16 protein-coding genes are annotated in these 18,715 nt (G+C 35.8%); 15 read left to right on the forward strand and 1 reads right to left on the reverse strand.

The window, feature by feature from the left end; all coding sequences use genetic code 11:
- Window positions 1–141: 141 nt before the first annotated feature.
- The 7 genes from rsfS to A5821_RS16070 all read left to right on the forward strand — a co-directional run bounded on the left by rsfS (window position 142) and on the right by A5821_RS16070 (window position 7,985).
- Window positions 142–480: a ribosome silencing factor gene (rsfS, locus tag A5821_RS16040; protein ID WP_071877577.1), complete on the forward strand. Its 339-nt coding sequence runs from the start codon at window positions 142–144 to the stop codon at window positions 478–480.
- A 1-nt stretch (window position 481) separates the two neighbouring features.
- Window positions 482–1,219 carry a class I SAM-dependent DNA methyltransferase gene (locus A5821_RS16045; RefSeq protein WP_086311978.1) on the forward strand — a complete coding sequence of 246 codons (738 nt, stop codon included), beginning with the start codon at window positions 482–484 and terminating at the stop codon, window positions 1,217–1,219.
- A 124-nt stretch (window positions 1,220–1,343) separates the two neighbouring features.
- Window positions 1,344–2,513 (forward strand): nucleotidyltransferase, encoded by a 1,170-nt coding sequence (locus tag A5821_RS16050; protein ID WP_086311979.1) that lies wholly within the window; start codon window positions 1,344–1,346, stop codon window positions 2,511–2,513.
- A 96-nt stretch (window positions 2,514–2,609) separates the two neighbouring features.
- Window positions 2,610–3,329, forward strand: coding sequence for a YebC/PmpR family DNA-binding transcriptional regulator (locus tag A5821_RS16055; RefSeq protein WP_086311980.1), 720 nt, complete (start codon window positions 2,610–2,612; stop codon window positions 3,327–3,329).
- Between the two features lie 484 nt (window positions 3,330–3,813).
- Window positions 3,814–6,018: a hypothetical protein gene (locus A5821_RS16060; RefSeq protein WP_086311981.1), complete on the forward strand. Its 2,205-nt coding sequence runs from the start codon at window positions 3,814–3,816 to the stop codon at window positions 6,016–6,018.
- A gap of 62 nt (window positions 6,019–6,080) precedes the next feature.
- Window positions 6,081–6,818, forward strand: a complete 738-nt coding sequence (locus A5821_RS16065; RefSeq protein ID WP_139844028.1) for a WxL domain-containing protein — start codon at window positions 6,081–6,083, stop codon at window positions 6,816–6,818.
- Between the two features lie 93 nt (window positions 6,819–6,911).
- Window positions 6,912–7,985 carry a DUF916 and DUF3324 domain-containing protein gene (locus A5821_RS16070; protein WP_086311982.1) on the forward strand — a complete coding sequence of 358 codons (1,074 nt, stop codon included), beginning with the start codon at window positions 6,912–6,914 and terminating at the stop codon, window positions 7,983–7,985.
- A 181-nt stretch (window positions 7,986–8,166) separates the two neighbouring features.
- On the opposite strand, the gene A5821_RS16075 is transcribed toward A5821_RS16070, so the two are convergent.
- Entirely contained in the window at window positions 8,167–8,748 is a 582-nt protein-coding gene (locus A5821_RS16075) for a YdcF family protein (RefSeq protein ID WP_086311983.1), read from the reverse strand.
- A gap of 162 nt (window positions 8,749–8,910) precedes the next feature.
- Here A5821_RS16075 and A5821_RS16080 point away from each other — a divergent pair, with 162 nt between their 5' ends.
- From A5821_RS16080 to A5821_RS16115, 8 genes are all read left to right on the forward strand, one after another.
- The gene (locus A5821_RS16080; protein ID WP_086311984.1) at window positions 8,911–9,762 is read left to right on the forward strand and encodes an aminoglycoside 6-adenylyltransferase; all 852 of its coding nucleotides are present in this window, start codon (window positions 8,911–8,913) and stop codon (window positions 9,760–9,762) included.
- A gap of 428 nt (window positions 9,763–10,190) precedes the next feature.
- The gene (locus A5821_RS16085; RefSeq protein ID WP_086311985.1) at window positions 10,191–11,660 is read left to right on the forward strand and encodes a L,D-transpeptidase family protein; all 1,470 of its coding nucleotides are present in this window, start codon (window positions 10,191–10,193) and stop codon (window positions 11,658–11,660) included.
- Between the two features lie 74 nt (window positions 11,661–11,734).
- Window positions 11,735–12,328 (forward strand): class I SAM-dependent methyltransferase, encoded by a 594-nt coding sequence (locus A5821_RS16090; protein WP_086311986.1) that lies wholly within the window; start codon window positions 11,735–11,737, stop codon window positions 12,326–12,328.
- Between the two features lie 68 nt (window positions 12,329–12,396).
- Window positions 12,397–12,576: a 2-hydroxymuconate tautomerase gene (locus tag A5821_RS16095; RefSeq protein ID WP_086311987.1), complete on the forward strand. Its 180-nt coding sequence runs from the start codon at window positions 12,397–12,399 to the stop codon at window positions 12,574–12,576.
- 381 nt (window positions 12,577–12,957) lie between these two features.
- The gene (gene thrS / locus A5821_RS16100) at window positions 12,958–14,898 is read left to right on the forward strand and encodes a threonine--tRNA ligase (RefSeq protein ID WP_086311988.1); all 1,941 of its coding nucleotides are present in this window, start codon (window positions 12,958–12,960) and stop codon (window positions 14,896–14,898) included.
- Between the two features lie 183 nt (window positions 14,899–15,081).
- Window positions 15,082–17,205, forward strand: a complete 2,124-nt coding sequence (locus A5821_RS16105) for a penicillin-binding transpeptidase domain-containing protein (RefSeq protein ID WP_086311989.1) — start codon at window positions 15,082–15,084, stop codon at window positions 17,203–17,205.
- 127 nt (window positions 17,206–17,332) lie between these two features.
- Window positions 17,333–17,482, forward strand: coding sequence for a 50S ribosomal protein L33 (gene rpmG, locus A5821_RS16110; protein ID WP_002296119.1), 150 nt, complete (start codon window positions 17,333–17,335; stop codon window positions 17,480–17,482).
- A gap of 251 nt (window positions 17,483–17,733) precedes the next feature.
- Window positions 17,734–18,642 (forward strand): hypothetical protein, encoded by a 909-nt coding sequence (locus tag A5821_RS16115; protein WP_086311990.1) that lies wholly within the window; start codon window positions 17,734–17,736, stop codon window positions 18,640–18,642.
- Window positions 18,643–18,715: the final 73 nt, after the last annotated feature.

The following is an 18,715-nucleotide window of genomic DNA, read 5'->3' on the forward strand; positions in this document are numbered from 1 at the left end:
CTTGTTTCATGGGAAGATTGTCTAATTTCCTCAAGGGCTGCTTTGAGAAGCTGAATCAAGGAAAAGCTGATTGAACTCGTTCATCAGTGATAAAAAAATTTAATTAGATAATGGGAGGAAACCATCATAGATAGTCAACAGATTTTAGAAATCGCTGTAAAAGCAGCGGATTCAAAAAGAGCAGAGGAAATTGTCGCTTTAGATGTGCATGAGATTTCACTTTTAGCAGATTACTTTATGATTTGCCAAGCAACAAGTGAACGTCAAATCAATGCCATTGTAGAAGAAATTATCGAAAAAGAAGAAGAAGCAAATGTGGAAGTAAAACGAATTGAAGGAAAAGATGGCGGCAAATGGGTATTGATCGATTTAGGTGATATCATTGTTCATGTATTCCAATCAGCAGAACGCGGATTTTATAATTTAGAAAAACTTTGGTCAGATGCACCAATGGTTGATCTTCACGCTTGGGTCGAGTAATATGGCATATGAAACATTTGCTTTCGTTTATGATGAAGTAATGGATGACAGCCTTTATGATCAGTGGTTGGCGTTTTCAAAACGTCATTTACCAGAAGGAAAAAAGGATGTCTTAGAAATGGCTTGTGGAACAGGTGCTTTAGCTGTGAATTTTGCTAAAGCGGGATTTACAGTAACAGCGTTGGACTTATCTGAAGAAATGTTGATGATGGCGAGTAAACGAGCAGCGGAAGAAGAAGTTCAGGTTCAGTTTGTCCAAGGGAACATGATGGATTTATCTGAAATGGGTCAATATCATGCCATCACTTGTTTTTCTGATTCACTTTGTTATATGGCAAACCGTCAGGAAGTACAACAAGTTTTTGACGATGTCTATCAAGCCTTAGAAGATGAGGGTGTCTTTATTTTTGATGTCCATTCTATTTATCAAGTCGACAAAGTATTTCCTGAATACAGCTATCATTACCAGACAGAAGAATTTGCTTTCTTATGGGATAGCTATCCAGGAGAAAAAGAGCATAGCATCGAACACTTTTTAACATTTTTTGTGAAAGAGCATGGAAATGACGAATTGTTTATTCGACAAGATGAATTGCATCAAGAACGCACTTATACAATGGAGAACTATTTGATGATGTTGGAAAGTGCTGGTTTTATGGATGTTTCAGTTTATGCAGATTTCACAGACGATGCACCTACAGAAGAAAGCAAACGCTGGTTTTTTGTGTGTAAAAAATAATCAAGGAAATGAGCGGAGCAAAACTTTTAAAAGTTTAGTTCGCTCATTTTCTTTTGTTTTCGTACCGAAATAAACATGGTATGATGAAATTCAAATAGAAATGATCTGAATGAAGGAGAAAAAGATGAAAAGTTGCGGCATTATTGTTGAATACAATCCTTTTCATAACGGACACTTGTATCATGCAAAAAAGGCACGAGAGTTAAGTGGTGCAGAAGTTGTGATAGCTGTAATGAGTGGGAATTTCCTACAACGAGGCGAACCTGCGATTATAGACAAATGGACAAGAGCTAAAGAAGCCTTGAATCATGGCATCGATTTAGTTATTGAATTACCGTTTGCGTATGCGGTGCAATCAGCCGACTATTTTGCCGCAGGTGGAATCAAGTTGCTTCAGGCTTTACATTGTGATGGACTATGTTTTGGTACAGATAATCAGACAGAGATGGATTATGAACAGTTTGGGGATTTTGTGAATAAGAACCAAACAGAAATCGATCAAACGTATCAACAAATCAAAAATAACGGTATGAGCTATCCACAACAGATGACAGAAGTTTTTCGTAGGTTATATCCGCAAAATGGATTGGATTTTTCTTCACCTAATCATATTTTAGGATTAAGTTATGCAAAAGAAAATGCTGCGTATGAAAAACCGATGACATTGTATCCTTTAAAGAGAGAACAAGCAGGGTATCATGATACCAACATATATCAAAATTTTGCCAGTGCTACTGCAATTAGGAAAGCTGTTTTCTCAGAGAAATTAGATCAAATTAAGCAAGTATTGCCAGAGCAAGTAGCAATTGATTTGGCGAATTCAGCTACCGTTTCATGGGAAGATTATTGGACTTTATTAAAATATAAGTTGATCAGCAGTTCGATTACTGAATTACAAGAGATTTACCAAATGAAAGAAGGCATCGAATATCGCTTGCAAGAAGCAGCTAAGACTTCTGATTCTTTTCAAAATTTTATGGAGCAGGCAAAAACAAAACGCTATACATGGACGCGCTTGCAACGATTGGCGACTTACATTCTAAATAATGTGAAACAACAGGAAATAGAAAATTCTTGGAATAACAGTCATTTACAAGTTCTGGGTTTCACAGAACAAGGACAACATTTTTTACGAGAAGAAAAAAAGAATCTAGCATTGCCCTTGGTCACAAAGGTGTCAAAGCGTTTGAATTCTCAATTAGCGTTAGATATCCGCAGTAATCAGCTTTATCAGTTAGGTAATCAGCGCATTTTAGAACAAAGTTTTGGCCGTTTTCCAATTCGTATCTCTTAAAAGCAAAAAACACTTAACAAAAGTCCATTTGCCAAGTATAATGATAAAGGCAATACAATCAAAAATAATAATAATGAATGAAAGCGAAGTGAGAATATGGGTCGTAAGTGGGCAAATATTAAAGAGAAAAAAGCTGCCAAAGACGCAAATAACAGCCGAGTTTATGCAAAATTCGGTATTGAAATTTACGTAGCAGCGAAATCGGGTGATCCTGACCCTCAAGCAAATCAGAAATTACGGTTTGTTATCGAGCGCGCAAAAACATATAATGTACCGAAACATATCATCGATCGAGCAATCGAAAAAGCAAAAGGTTCTGGTGATGAACAATATTCTGAATTACGTTATGAAGGATTTGGACCAAACGGCTCAATGGTCATTGTGGATGCTTTGACGAATAACGTGAATCGTACAGCTTCAGATGTTCGTGCGGCATTTGGTAAGAATGGTGGAAATATGGGTGTCAGTGGTGCTGTAGCTTATATGTTCGACCATACTGGTGTTATTGGGTTTGCTGGTGATGATGCAGATGATATCCTTGAATATTTGATGGAAAAAGACATTGATGTTCGTGATGTTACAGAAGAAGAAGGTCAAATCATCGTTTATACAGAACCAGAAGAACTGCATGCAGTACAAGAAGCACTGAAAGAAAAAGGCATTGAAGAATTTTCAGTAGCTGAATTAGAAATGATTGCACAAAATGATGTGGAATTAACTGGAGAAGACCTAGAAAAATTTGAACGAATGATCGATGTTTTGGAAGATCTTGATGATGTTCAAAAGGTTTATCACAATGTTGATTTAGGTGAGTAAGAAAATAGTGGTTGGGATGTGACTCGTAGAGTTATGCCCAACCATTTTTTTGAGCAAAAAAAACCCTTCATACACACACTATATGAAGGGAAACACAATATGAAAAAACTAAGAACAATAGTATAATAGCATTTTTGTTTTAAATTCTCAAATATTTAGCATTTTATCTAAATTTTTGAGAATTTAGTGTCGTGTGAAAATATAGATGAGAACTTGTAATCAACCAGTTGATGAAAAACTATCAATAAGAAAGAAGAGAAGCCAATTTTAGACCAGTATTTTCAAATCGTTGAAACGAAAAATAGCAATCGCAAATATTTTACTTTATTGTAACCACAGTATAGAATCAATGTAACGAAACAATTGAACCAATATTTATTAGGCTTTTTTTTATCTAAAATAATTTTTAAATAATAATTATTTATTATTTTATACTATTGGAAACAGGTACGCTAAACAACCGCTAGTAAAAGGAGGCGTCGTAGTGAAACATAAGTGGTTATTTCTATTTTTTTTAGGATTGATACTGAGTGTTTTTCAGGTCGGGGTAAATCAAGCGTTTGCAGAGGATGAAACGATCAGTGAACAAACTGAAGTTGAAAACGAGCAACCAGAAGTAATGAGGGATGTTCAGGAACGACTAGTTACTGTTGGATCTGGTGCACTAAGTGGAACTTACACAACTGGTGGAACAGGGCAATCAATTATTACAATGACGTATACTTATACACCTACGCTAGATTTATCCTTAGGAGGACAACCTCTAATCATGCTTCAATTGCCGGCTGAAATAGCAAATCAAATCAACGGCAGTACGACAAAGCAACAGAGTTTCTTAGCTCTGCTTACAGGTACGGTAACTGTTCCTGCTCCGATAATTGGAAGTACCTCTTATAATATTCATGATACGACACGTGGATTTACGTTGGCGTATAGTAGCACCTATAATTCAGTGTATGTCACATTTCCTACCAATCTTGTCGGTCTATTAGGCCTTAGCCGTTGGGCAGTTAGTTTCAGTTTTGATGTAGCAGTTTTGTATCAAAATGGCATCACGATTCCACCAGCAAGTAACGGCGTAAACTATCCTATTAAAGGAGTCTTTGGTTCATCTACGGATGGCTTGAACATTATAAATTTAGTTTTAGGAAATGTTTCCCAGTCTGGTGTGATTGCTCTGCCTTCTATGTCAATCGGGACTGGTGTTCCTAATGTTACAGCGCCTAGTTTAAATAGCCCACTTTTGAATTTACAGACATCTATTGGAGGTAAGATTCAACAAGTCCAAAATAGTGCTTATACTTACACTGTTCAACTGACAATTACTCGCTCCGATGGGACATCTGCGCCGATTGTTATCAATAGTATACCAGTTGATGCAGCGGGAAATTTTAGCACATCTTTAGCATCTGCTTTACAATATGGTGATAGTGTTACAGCACTTATTATTGCCCAATCAAAAACGACAAGTAATTACATTCAAAGTCCATCATCGATAGCGCGATCAGTTAGTTGGCCGATTCAGCCAGTAACAGCCATTCAAGCAACACCAGGCGGTACTCAGCTTTCTGGATCTGCAGGACAAACGAATGCAGGGACATATCGAGTAGCTCTGCAAATCAATGGGGGAACTGTATACACAACGCCATTAAATGCAAATGGGAGTTTTCAATTTTCAAATTTACCAATGTTTAATGGAGGGGAAACAGTTAGTTTATCGGTTCAAGGATTAAGTGACCGTACTGGAAATGTGTTGGTAACGAGCACGGGATACAGCCAAACGATTCCTTATTTAACACCCACTATTTCAGTTATACAGACGATTGAACGATTAAATGCTCAAGGAAATTGGGAAGCAGCACCATCTGCAGTCACAGGTCAAACCATTCGCTATACACTGACAACAACTTTGACGAATCAGCCAGCAACATGGGGACAGCAAATGTTAAAAGCATACGTTCCAAATGGACTATCCCAGTTAAGTCCAGTAACTCTGACCAGAATTTCCAATACTGGTGTTCAAACACCGGTGTTAGGAGCACAGCTTTTAACGGACTCTACTTTGAACATGCAATATTGGTATTATCAAAATCCCTTGGCAATAAATAATTTTACACAGCCAAATACAAGTTTTAAATTGCAATATACCGGTGTTATTGCTCAAAATATGACAGGACAATCGCTGCCGTTTTCCAGTATTATAGGAGGCGTTGATGGTGGTAACACAGCAATCACGCCGCAAAATAGTGCCACTTCAATTCCAGTAGGAGATGGTACGTTGCGTTTTGTTCAATCACCTCAGCAGATCTCGTTTAAAAGTATACCTGTTCCGACTAAAACAACAACATACAGTCCGAGCGTAGTAGATACTTCAATGATCGTTGCTGACGGTCGAGTGGCTAAAAGTCAGTGGCACTTACTTGTTAGAGAAAGTCAACCGATGAAATCTACAACGACGAATAAAACGATTAACCAAGCTTTTGTCTATCGGAAAAATGGTCAAGATGCTGCAATAACTACAATTGCTTCAGAAGCGTATGCTTATACTTCTTCTGATAATAATAATGTTGTGATTTCATGGAATCAACAGAACGGTGTTTTTTTAAATCTTACACCTAGTGTAAATATCAATGTAAATGAGTCATACACAGCTCAATTACAATGGATATTATCAGATGCTCCTTTATAATTTTGATTTGGCTTCTTAAAATAGTGAGAAGTTAAAATAAAAACTGAAAGAAGGTAGTAATAATGAAAAAGATTTTAGGTTCTTTGTTAACAATTGGTGTCATTGCTTCTTGCGGATTTATAGGAGAAATAGTTGGAGAAGCCGTTAATGTAGGGTCGTTGACGTCAAATGCAGATATCAGTTTCTCTCAAGACACTACAATAACACCACCAGTTAATCCGACAGACCCAACTGAGCCAGTAACGCCTAATCCAGCAGATCCTCATCAACCAGGAACTAGCGGTCCGCTTAGTTTGGACTATGTCTCTAATTTTCACTTTGGAACTAAAGTGATTCAAACTGTTGATGCCACCTACTATGCGCAATTAGACCAAGTTCAAAATTCACTTTCGACACTGATCAGTGTCCCTAATTACGCACAAGTAACGGATAAACGGGGCTTGAATCTTGGCTGGAAATTAACTGTGAAGCAAAATGGTCAGTTTCAAACAGCCGATAGTACTCCAGCTGTTTTAACAAATGCTCAGATGAGTTTTGTAGCTGCAACACCTAATTCTACAGAATTAATTGCATTAGCACCGACAACATTACCAGTGACTTTGGATCCTACCGGTGCAGCTTCATCACCAGTAGCTACAGCATTAGTTTCTACAGGGATGGGGACTTGGACACTTGCATTTGGATCAGGTGCGGGAGCAGCTCAAGGAGTTAAATTGACCGTGCCTAACGCAACGACCAAAGTTGCGAATAATCAATATAAAACGACACTTACTTGGACATTGAATGATAGTCCGCTTTAACGAATAGGTTATCTGAAAATGGGTGTTAAGAGACTGAAAAGAAGCTGTTTTGTGATAGGCTTCTTTTCAGTATAATTATAAGGAGTTTTAGGTATGAAGAAGAGGAGATATTTAGCCGCTATTATTTTATTATTATTTTTGACTATTGGATCAGTCAGTCAAGCTAGTGAAATCGATTTTAGTGTGAAGGCGATCTTACCAGAAAACCAGCGTAGTAAAGAGATTAGTTATTTCGATTTAAGAGTAGTGCCTGGAGAAACTCAAACACTTAGTATAGAATTGACAAATGATACAGACGAAGAGATTACGGTTTATGCTTCAGCAAATTCAGCTATCACAAACGACAATGGTGTTGTTGATTACTCTTATAAGGATACCAAAAAGGATTCATCTGCAGTTTTTACATTCAGTGAAATCGCCTCTATGCCTAAGGAGATCATTTTACCAAAAAAATCAAATAAGACAATTGAATGTACAGTGGATATCCCAAAACATCCGTTTGACGGATACGTTTTAGGTGGTCTTTATTTTGAGCAAAAAGAAGAAAAAGAAGCACAAAGTCAAGGGGCTTTAGCAGTTGGTAACCGTTTTTCATATGTTGTAGGGGTTTTACTGAGCGAGACAGATAAAGAAGTCAAACCAGAGTTAGCATTGAATGATGTTAAGGCGACTCAATTAAATGGGAATAATGCTGTCATTATGAATATTCAAGATAAAAAAGCGGCAATGATCAAAAAACTACAATTAGATGCGAAACTTTACTATGAAGATGAAACCAAACCACGCTATGAAAACCATCAAGAATCTTTAACGATGGCACCCAATACGAATTTTAACTATAAAATAGATTTAAAGGACCAACCTTTTGTTGCGGGAAATTACACTGTTAAGCTAAAGGCAAATGATGGTTATAAAGATTGGTCATGGGAAAGAAAGTTCAAAATAGAGGAAAAAGAAGCAAAAAAATATAATGCGACAGCACTTAACTTGCCTCCTGGTTCCAACAATCAATTTCCATGGAATTTGATTGTTGGAATAGGAGCAGGAATTTTAGCAGTGATTTTAGGTATTATTTATTACTTTAATCAAAAAATGAAAAAAGAACAAAAAAGACAACAGGAAAAATATGAGGAGTTAAAAAAAAGCTTAACTAAATCAGAAGAATAGAGGTTTAAATTGGAAAGTGTAAATAGTAATAGAATAAAAGAAAAAATATCACATTTTTTTCATAGTTACCTAGTATTATGTAAATATACCAAAAACAACCCTAACAAAACACTTTTTCATTTTTAACTCCTTTCCCGTCCTTCCCCAAAGGACGGGTTCTTTTTCTCATGTTAAGATAAAATCAATGATCAAAAAGCAATCCATAGCCTAACGCACAGATTTCTCTAACATAGGTTTTGAAAGTAGCAGAAGACTTAGAAATCGCAGGAAGTCCGCTGATTTTGGTTATTCCTAAGCGCTTTGCTAAAAGTTTTGAGCGGTACATATGAAAATCACTTGTAACGATAACTGTGTTTCCTAGCGCTTGTTTATGTTGAGCATTTTGAATATTTTCTTTTGTACGAGTGGATGTATTCTCGATCAGGATTTGTTTTTGTGTGATCCCATGTACTCTTAAATATTCAGCCATCACATTGGCTTCACTATCTGGCTCGTCAGATCCTTGACCGCCACAAACAATGACTGTTGCATCTGGATGATCTTTCAAATAAGGGATCGCTGCATCTAATCGTTCTTTTAAAACAGTACTTGGATAGGCATTGTCTTTTGACGAACCTTTTACTTGAGCACCTAAAATAAGCACTGTATCAGGGGTTTTCGTTGGCTGATCTTTTGTTCCACTTAAAATCAAAAAAAGAATCAGTCCAGCATATATAATTCCTAAACCTACAACAATCGACATAATTCGTTTCACCCATTTCATAACAACACAACCTTTCATATCTAGTGTAGTAGATAAACAAATTTTAATAGATAGGATATGGTTCTTTTTAACAATTTTTTAACGTTTTTAAGAGAAAGTATAACATAGCAGGCTCTCTTGTCTTATACTATAGTTACAAAGCTAAAAATAGGAGGCGGAATTATGAGGGCAGAGGAAGAGATGTTTCAATTGATTTTAGATATAGCCGCAAATGATGTTAGAATACTTGCTGTTGGAATGAATGGTTCTCGGACAAACAAGAATGTTCCGAAAGATTCATTTCAAGATTATGATATTGTTTATATTGTGGATTCGATTGAGGAATTTATCGAAGATCCTACGTGGATCGATCAGTTTGGGTCACGTTTGATTATGCAGACACCAGAAGATATGGTTTTGTTTCCACCATCAAGAAACGGGAAATTTACTTATTTGATGCTATTTGAAGATGGCAATCGGATTGATTTGACTCTTTGTCCAAAGGAGCAGGCGGACAATTGGAATGAAGGAGATCGTTTAGCTACTATTTTATTAGATAAAAATCAATTACTACCTAGCTTAACAGAAGCCACAGATCAAGAATATTGGATCAAACGTCCTAATCAAGCTGAATTTTCGGATTGCTGTAATGAATTTTGGTGGGTCAGCACATATGTTGTTAAGGGGTTGTGTCGTAATGAGTTGTTTTATGCAGCTGATCATTTGAATGAGAACTGTCGAAAAGAACTTTTCCGATTATTGTCTTGGCAAGTGGGCTTTGATCAGGGAGATCATTTTAGTGTAGGGAAAAATTATAAATATTTACCTAATTATTTGTCGGATGAACAATACAAAGCTGTCTTAAAAACAATGGATGTTTCGAGTGTTTCTACTGCTTGGACTGCTTTGCTCACTTTACAAAAACAATTTGATTTTGTGGCAAAGGCAATCTCACAAAAAAATAGCTTGATTTATGATCAAAAAACCGCTGAAAAAGTGATGGACTATACAAAAAATTTTAGTTTCAGACAATAAGTTTACTGAATAGATCGCACTTTTTTGATGTATTGAGCAAAGTTCAAGTCACATTTTAAAGTTTATCGTAAATAAATTAGAATTTTATAAAAGATATCATCAAATAGTCTTTTTTCCTCTCCCTCATGTGTGGTAGAATGATAGGTACACTGTATCAAAATTTTGAGAGTTGCTGAGTCCTGTTTAACAGATAAAAGTCAAAAACTAGCATTTATACATAAAATATGAATTTTTTCTCATATGTAAGCAAAATAATTGAAGATTGAGAGAAATTTAACTAAACTAGCGTTAAACTAACTTTCTTACAGAAGATTGTAGAAAAATTTCAAGATACTCAGGAAGATGACTTCCTTTCGATTTATGTCTAAAACAGGAAAAAGCGTGGAATCAAAGTAAGCATATAAATAATCAAAAAGGAAGATAGCTCAATGGAAAATGAAGAATCAGTTAGTCGCTCGGCGAAAAATGCAAGATCACCCCAAAATAAAAATCAGCCGAATAAGAAAAAGAAATGGTTAGTTCCAGTAGTTGGTTTGTTGATTTGTTTAGCACTAGTCTTTACTGGTGGGCTTGTTTATTTCCAATCTCACTTTTTTATTTCAGCAAAGGCTAATGGTGTTGATATCAGTTTATTGAATGCAAAAGCTGCAAAAAAGAAACTGGAAGAATTGAATAAAGCCGAATCTGTTATCATTAAAGTAAATGATAAAGAAGAAAAGATAGAGTTACCTGAAAAATATGAGATTACAGAAGAATATTTGAAACAAAATATTGGTGACCGAGCAATCAAGTTACCGATCAATGAAGATTATAAATCAGAATTGAAAAATAAATTAAGTGAGTTGACGTTTGAAGAAGGAACGCCAAGTCAGGATGCTAGAATCGAAAAAGTTGAGGGTAATTATCAAATTATACCTGAGCAAACAGGAACAACTGTTGATAAAGAAGCCTTGATGAACCAAGTTTTAAAAGATGTAGATGAAAACAAGGGTAGTTATGTATATGATGTGAAAGAGTTTTATCAAAAGCCAGCAGTGACAAAAGATGATAAAGGTCTTCAAGAAAAACTAACGCTCTTATCAAAAAAAGAAAATAAAGCAATCACACTTGACATCAATGGTGAAAAATTAACTTTGACCAAAGAAGAATTGCAATCCTTTATGGATGAAAGTGGAAATGTCGATCCGAATAAAGTTTATGCTTGGGTGGAACAAACGAATCAAAAATATGGTTCAATTTACAAACCGATCATCTTTAAAAATGTTCATGGTGTGACGACTAAGTATAAAAATAATGGTAGCTATGGTTGGGATATCAATATGCCGCAAACAAGAGATCTACTTGTTCAAGCGATCAATAGTGATAAAGATACCGAAACGATCACAGTGCCAATCGATGGAGATGTAAATCAGTCAACCACAGTTGATAAAGATTATGTGGAAATTGATTTAAATGATCAAAAAATGTATTTCTTTAAAGATGGTGTAAAAGTAGTTGAAACAGATGTGATCACAGGTCGCTACAATAAGGGAACAGCAACTGTTCCTGGCTTCCACACAATTTTGTATAAAGACACAGATACAAAATTGGAAGGAGAAATGTTAGACGGATCAAGTTACAGTGTACCGGTCAAGTATTGGATGCCATTGAAGAGTTTCGGTGGTGTGGTAACCCAAATTGGAATTCATGATGCAGATTATAAAGCAGAGTATTTTGGTAACAAAGAAGCATATAAGACCAACTTTGGGAGTAATGGGTGTATCAATACACCAGGAGCAGCTGTAGCTCAAATCTTTAATGGTGCGTATGCAGGAATGCCTGTAATCATTTATGGACATATCTATGATGATGCCCCAGGAGAATTTGATAAGCCTGTTGACTATGGTGAACCTGCTTAAAAAGAAACTAAAAGAAGTCCGATAGGGCTTCTTTTTTTATCATAGTAAGAATGTTTAAAGAGGAGAAGGAGCATATGAATATTTTTGATCAAATCGCCCATCGGTATGATTCACCGAAACAATTAGAATTAGCAAGTATTATCGCTGAGGAAATCAAGAAAGATTTAAGAAATTTTTCAGGAGAAATCGCACTAGACTATGGTTGTGGGACGGGATTGATTGGGCTTCAGATTGCAGATAAATTTAGAGAAATAGTATTTGTTGATCCATCAAAAGAAATGATTCGTATCGTGAAACAAAAAATCGACCAACTGGAAGAAACAAATGCAAAAACGATTGTTGGAAGTTTTTCTAATGAGAATACTTTTGATATAAAAGCTGATTTAATTGTTGTTTCTTTGGTTCTGTTACATGTTCCAGACACACTAGATCTATTGAAATCATTGTATTCAGCATTGAATCCAATGGGGCGTATTTTGATCGTTGACTTTGACAAAAATGAAAACGTTCAACATGAGAAAGTGCATAACGGCTTTTCACAGACCGAACTAGGTAAGCAATTAGAGGAACTTGGGTTTAAATCTGTTATAAGTAGAACGTTTTATCATGGCGAGAAACTATTTATGAATCAAGAGGCGTCACTATTTATTTTGAGTGCAGAAAAATGAATGAATAGAATCTAAACATGTTATGATTGTACTAGAAAGAATTAAAAAAAGTGAACGGAGGGAAATAGATGCCATTTATTCATGTAGAGTTGATTGAAGGTCGTAGTGAAGAACAACTAACGAACATGGTCAAAGAGATCACAGAAGTTGTCTCTAGAAATACAGGAGCACCACAAGAAAATATCCATGTTATCGTAAATGAAATGAAAAAAGACCGCTATGCGCAAGGCGGAAAATGGAAAAAATAATCATTTTTAAGAAATACTTGCTTTTTAGTTGAAGAAGTGTTTAAATTAACACATAAATGATTGATGAGAAAGACAACTGAACTTGTAAGCAGTCTTTTAGAGAGGAAAATCTTGGCTGAAAATTTTCCAGACCCGCGCAAGGAATGACCACTTTTTCCAACCTTTGTCGAAACAAAGGCGGTCGTACCGTTAATACGCTTGAGGAACATGGCTGTTTGCTGTGTTTAAAAATAGGTGGAACCACGAATTTTTCGTCCTAGTATCTGATTTAGTGTCAGGTACTAGGACTTTTTGTATTTTGCAAAAAGTTTGAAAAAGACGATCTAAATAAAGTGAATATACGATCTTTTCAATCATAATTTACTAAAGGAGGAAACAAAAATGTCAATCAAAATTACTTTTCCAGATGGCGCAGTCAAAGAATTTGAGGCTGGTTCGTCAACGTTAGACATTGCTAAAAGCATCAGCAATAGTTTAGCTAAAAAAGCATTAGCAGGGAAATTCAATGGTACATTAATAGATTTGACTCGTCCAATCGAAGAAGACGGAAGTATTGAAATCGTAACACCAGATCATGAGGATGCGTTAGGTATCTTACGTCATTCATCTGCTCACTTAATGGCCAATGCTTTACGTCGTTTATTCCCAAAGATCAAATTCGGTGTAGGCCCAGCCATTGATTCTGGTTTTTACTATGATACTGATAATGGTGAAAATCCAATAACAGCAGAAGATTTGCCAGCCATCGAAGCTGAAATGATGAAGATCGTGAAAGAAAACAACCCAATCGTCCGTAAAGTCGTATCTAAGAACGAAGCATTAGAATTGTTTGCAGACGATCCTTACAAAGTTGAATTGATTTCAGAGCTTCCAGAAGATGAAGTTATCACTGTTTATGACCAAGGTGATTTCGTTGATTTATGTCGTGGTGTCCATGTACCATCAACTGGACGTATCCAAGTATTCCAATTATTATCAGTAGCAGGTGCGTATTGGAGAGGGAATTCTAACAACCAAATGATGCAACGCATTTACGGAACAGCCTTTTTCGATAAGAAAGACTTAAAAGAATTTATCAAAATGCGTGAAGAAGCCAAAGAACGCGACCACCGTAAATTAGGGAAAGAGCTAGATTTATTCATGCTTAATCCAGACGTTGGCTCTGGTTTGCCATTCTGGTTGCCAAAAGGTGCAACAATTCGTCGTACCATTGAGCGTTATATCACAGATAAAGAAATTAGCTTAGGTTATCAACATGTGTATACACCGATCATGGCCAATGTTGAGTTTTATAAGAGATCAGGACACTGGGATCACTATCATGAAGATATGTTCCCGCCAATGGATATGGGAGATGGCGAAATGTTAGTTCTACGTCCAATGAACTGTCCACATCATATGATGGTTTATAAAAACGATATCCACAGTTACCGTGAACTACCAATTAGAATCGCCGAACTTGGTATGATGCATCGTTATGAAAAATCAGGAGCATTATCTGGGTTACAACGTGTACGCGAAATGACGTTGAATGATGGCCACACGTTTGTTCGTCCAGATCAAATCAAAGAAGAATTCTTGCGTACATTAAAATTAATGGTAGAAGTATACGCTGATTTTGATGTAACAGATTATCGTTTCCGCCTAAGCTTAAGAGATCCAAACAATAAAGAAAAATACTTTGATGATGATGCAATGTGGGAAAGATCTCAAACAATGATCAAAGAAGCAGCAGATGAAGCTGGAATTGATTATTTTGAAGCAGAAGGTGAAGCAGCCTTTTATGGTCCTAAACTTGATGTTCAAGTAAAAACTGCATTAGGAATGGAAGAAACACTTTCTACAATTCAAATCGACGCACTATTACCAGAACGTTTTGATTTGACTTATGTAGGTGAAGATGGTGAAAATACACATCGTCCACTGGTTATCCACAGAGGGATCGTTTCAACAATGGAACGTTTCGTAGCTTACTTGACAGAAGTATACAAAGGCGCTTTCCCAACTTGGTTAGCTCCAATTCAAGCGACAATTATTCCAGTATCAGTTGAAGCACATTCAGATTATGCATATGAAGTGAAAAAACGTTTGCAAGAACAAGGTTTACGTATAGAAGTAGACGATCGCAATGAGAAAATGGGTTACAAGATCCGTGCCTCTCAAACACAAAAAATTCCTTATCAAATCGTTGTTGGAGATAAAGAAATGGATGATGCAACGGTTAACATCCGTCGTTATGGCAGTAAAGAAACAGAAGTCATCGATTTAAATATCTTTGTTGATAGCATGGTTGCTGATGTAGGCAATTATAGTAGAAGATAATCGTAAAGAAATGAAGAAAAAGTGTTTAGTTCTGGGAAATCACGAGAGGCTAAACACTTTTTTCTTCATTTATTCAATAAAAATTAAATATTTTCTTAGTAAGAGGATTCCCTCTATTTTTTTTTGCATTTTTTCGTTACAATAGAGAAGCGAGACTTTTCTCATATGGAGGATTAACAATAAATGAAAAAAATGAGCTTTTTAGATAAATTAAAAAATGACAGTGAAGAACCCATCACACAAAAGAATAAAAAATCCCATATTCCGTTCCGTTTGAACTTATTGTTTTTTGTGATTTTTGGTTTGTTTGTGGCGTTGATTGTTCGCTTAGGCTATTTGCAGATTGCTGAAGGACAGCAGTATGCACAAAAAGCCGAAGAGAACTCAATATTAAAAATCAAAAGTAGTGCACCTCGTGGACAGATTTATGATGCTAAAGGCAATTTACTTGTTGGGAATAAAGCTAATTTAGCTATTACCTACACACGTGGTAAAAAGGTTCAGACGAAAGATCTTGTGCCGATTGCAAATAAAGTAAATGATTTGATCCATGTTCCAGCAGATGAATTGACCGAGCGGGACAAAAAAGACTTTTGGTTGGCTAATCCAGAGAATTTAAAAGCTGCCCAAAAGCGATTGAAAGATGCAGACAAGGTTGATGAAAAAGGGAATAAGATTACGGATGAAGGAACATTGTATGTTAAAACGGTGGAAAAAGTAACACCGGAAGAGATCAATTTTGACGAGCATACATTACAGGCTGCGACAATTTTTAAACGAATGAATTCTGTGGGAGAATTAAATACGGCCTTCATCAAAAATGAAGGAGTCACTCAAGATGAAATTGCGATAATCGGAGAACACACTTCAGAAATCGCTGGTGTTTCAACTGGAATGGACTGGGATCGAGAATACCCAACCGATACAGATCTCAAAAACCTATTAGGAAAAGTATCCTCTCAAAAGGCTGGGTTACCAGCAGAAGAAGCAGATGAGTATATCGCTAAAGGATACGAACTAAATGATCGTGTAGGGACTAGCTACTTAGAAAAACAATACGAAGATGTTCTTCAAGGTCAAAAAGCAATTTCAGAAGTAACGTTAGATAGTAATGGAAAAATTGTGACACAAACACCTGTATCAGAAGGTAAAAAAGGTGAGAACTTAAAATTAACGATCGATATGGCTTTTCAGGCGAAAATCGAGGAAGTGGTCCGGGCACAGTATCAACAACTATTAGCAACAGGAAATGCTGCTTATTCTGATGGTGCTTATGTTGTTGTCATGAACCCTAAGACAGGGGCTGTGATGGCTATGGTTGCGTTAGATCGCGATTTAGCGACAAATGAGTTGACATCTAATCCACTGGCAACGATCAATAAGGCTTTTGAACCAGGTTCTGTCGTCAAAGGTGCCACGATATCAGCAGGTTATGAACAAGGTGTGATTTCTGGAAATGATGTGTTGATCGATGAACCAATTCAAATTTTTGGGAGTAAGCAGAAAGCTTCTGTCTTTAATAACACGATTGTAGGAAATCAAATTCCTCTGAGTGCGGAACAAGCGCTGGAGTATTCGTCCAATGCTTACATGATGAAATTAGTATTAAAAATGATGAACACAGATTATCAATATAATATGCAATTGCCTTATAAAACAGGTGACCCAACCCTGTTCAACGTATTACGTAAAACATTTGGTGAATATGGAATGGGAGTTCCAACCGGAATCGATTTGCCTGGAGAAGAAACAGGATTCACAAATAAAGACTTTGATAATCCTGATCGTGCGCCAATGCCAGGGCATTTACTTGATTTGTCTTTCGGTCAGTATGATACGTATACAGCGATGCAATTAGCACAATATGCTTCGACTGTAGCCAATGGCGGTACTCGATTAGCTCCACATGTGGTTGAAGGGATTTACGATAATAAATCAGATGGTTCACTTGGCGAATTAAAAGAAGAGACGAAACCTAAAGAATTGAATAAAGTTGATATCACTCCGGAACAAATGCAAATTATACAAAAAGGTTTTTATGATGTTGTACACGGAAATGGCGTCTTTACGACAGGAAAATATATGCAAGGCGCAGCACTTGATATTGCGGCTAAAACGGGTACAGCTGAAACCAATGTAGGGGAACATGTTACCGTCAATAGTAATGTAGTGGCTTATGCCCCATATAATGACCCAGAGATTGCCGTTAGTGTGATTTTACCTCATCTAACCAGCGAAAGTACTAGACCGAATCAATCAATGGTTACAGCCATCGTTAATGCGTATGCTGAATATAAAGCGCAATAAGATTTGTAAAGTAGTTTTCCTTTACAAATTTAGCTAAAAGGGTAGAAATTCTTGAATAAACATGATATGATATTTGAGGCTAAGAAATATCTTAGAAATACGAAATTAGATATAGGAGGGAAAACACATGCGCGTAAACATTACTTTAGAATGTACTTCTTGTAAAGAACGTAACTATCTTACAAGCAAAAATAAACGTAACAATCCTGATCGTTTGGAAAAGCAAAAATATTGCCCACGTGAAAGAAAAGTTACTTTACACCGTGAAACAAAATAAGGTTTTGACTCAAAGCTTTGAATCCTTGTCATCTATGGATTCAAAGCTTTTTTGTTTGTCATTATACTCAAATAAAAGCAAAAGCAAAAAATAAACTTTGCTTTATAGAAAAAATTCTTTATACTTTATAAAAGGTGACGTTAGTTATTTAATGACCAAAAGTTAAGAAAAAATTAAAAATATCTAAAAGATGTCTATATGATGTCAGTTGTGTTACTATTTTGTTACAAGGTTGTTGAAGGAGTTTTTTTATGAAAAAGATGATGGTGTTGTTTAGTCTGGTATTTTTATTTTTACCTAGCATTTGCTACGGAGAGAACACTGGAGAGTTTTCTTCTGAATCAAGTTTCGATGCTTCAAGTGACTTGACGAGTAGGTATGCTCGTAAGCAGATTTTAAATGGGAAAACAACGAATAGTAAAAGAAAAAAAGAGGAAGTCTATTTGGAGTTTCCTTTTGATAATAGTCCATACATGAGTTTTGCGCAATTCGTATTAAATGGTCCAACGAACTGTTACAGTGGATTCATTGAAACGATTTTTTATCGGGATAAAATTAAGATCAAAGATATGTATTATGAGAAGGATCCAGTCAAAACCAATAAAATTGGAATTTATTCAACCGATTTATGTTTTACTTCAGAAGAAGGAGTTATTTATCATTACAAAAATGTACCGTATCAGGTTCGTAGTGATAAGCCAACGATATATTTTTCAGAGATAAATTTTAATAAAGAAAAGAAAACAATATCTGGTGAAGTGAAAATGCCACTATCAATAAATACGTATCAAATCGAACTTTTCTATACGGATAATGAAGACTATCACTATCAAGAAGCTTTAGTTGATAAAAACGGCCGATTTACTATTGATTTAAATCGAGAAGCTGTTGAAGGAAAGATGTACCTCAGAGCAAGCGATGGTTTAGGCAATTATGCGGATGCTTGTGATATTACAAAAGAAGGAGTAACGAATTATCCTATTCCACCAGAGGCTTTAAAGGTGATAAAAGAAAGTTATGAGGTAAAGAATAAGAATAAAAATGATTTATCAGGAATGGTTATGATCATTTTTATTCGAATAATAGGTGTAGTTGTAATAATTTTAACACTGCTGCGCATAAGGGTTCTTTTAAAACGACGAAAAAAAAATAAGCGATAGAGTCTTTTAATGCGTAATATTAAATATAGTAGTGAATGTTAGTTTAAGATGTATACTAGAAAACAAGAAGTTT

Origin of the sequence: Enterococcus sp. 7F3_DIV0205, assembly GCF_002141365.2 — a bacterium.
Taxonomy (GTDB): Bacteria; Bacillota; Bacilli; order Lactobacillales; family Enterococcaceae; genus Enterococcus_L; species Enterococcus_L palustris.

Coding starts and splice junctions, on each gene's coding strand:
- A5821_RS16045 (WP_086311978.1), top strand. CDS start 482: ATGGCATATGAAACATTTGCTTTCGTTTATGATGAAGTAATGGATGAC.
- A5821_RS16050 (WP_086311979.1), top strand. CDS start 1,344: ATGAAAAGTTGCGGCATTATTGTTGAATACAATCCTTTTCATAACGGA.
- A5821_RS16055 (WP_086311980.1), top strand. CDS start 2,610: ATGGGTCGTAAGTGGGCAAATATTAAAGAGAAAAAAGCTGCCAAAGAC.
- A5821_RS16065 (WP_139844028.1), top strand. CDS start 6,081: ATGAAAAAGATTTTAGGTTCTTTGTTAACAATTGGTGTCATTGCTTCT.
- A5821_RS16070 (WP_086311982.1), top strand. CDS start 6,912: ATGAAGAAGAGGAGATATTTAGCCGCTATTATTTTATTATTATTTTTG.
- A5821_RS16075 (WP_086311983.1), bottom strand. CDS start 8,748: ATGAAATGGGTGAAACGAATTATGTCGATTGTTGTAGGTTTAGGAATT.
- A5821_RS16080 (WP_086311984.1), top strand. CDS start 8,911: ATGAGGGCAGAGGAAGAGATGTTTCAATTGATTTTAGATATAGCCGCA.
- A5821_RS16085 (WP_086311985.1), top strand. CDS start 10,191: ATGGAAAATGAAGAATCAGTTAGTCGCTCGGCGAAAAATGCAAGATCA.
- A5821_RS16090 (WP_086311986.1), top strand. CDS start 11,735: ATGAATATTTTTGATCAAATCGCCCATCGGTATGATTCACCGAAACAA.
- A5821_RS16095 (WP_086311987.1), top strand. CDS start 12,397: ATGCCATTTATTCATGTAGAGTTGATTGAAGGTCGTAGTGAAGAACAA.
- thrS (WP_086311988.1), top strand. CDS start 12,958: ATGTCAATCAAAATTACTTTTCCAGATGGCGCAGTCAAAGAATTTGAG.
- A5821_RS16105 (WP_086311989.1), top strand. CDS start 15,082: ATGAAAAAAATGAGCTTTTTAGATAAATTAAAAAATGACAGTGAAGAA.
- rpmG (WP_002296119.1), top strand. CDS start 17,333: ATGCGCGTAAACATTACTTTAGAATGTACTTCTTGTAAAGAACGTAAC.
- A5821_RS16115 (WP_086311990.1), top strand. CDS start 17,734: ATGAAAAAGATGATGGTGTTGTTTAGTCTGGTATTTTTATTTTTACCT.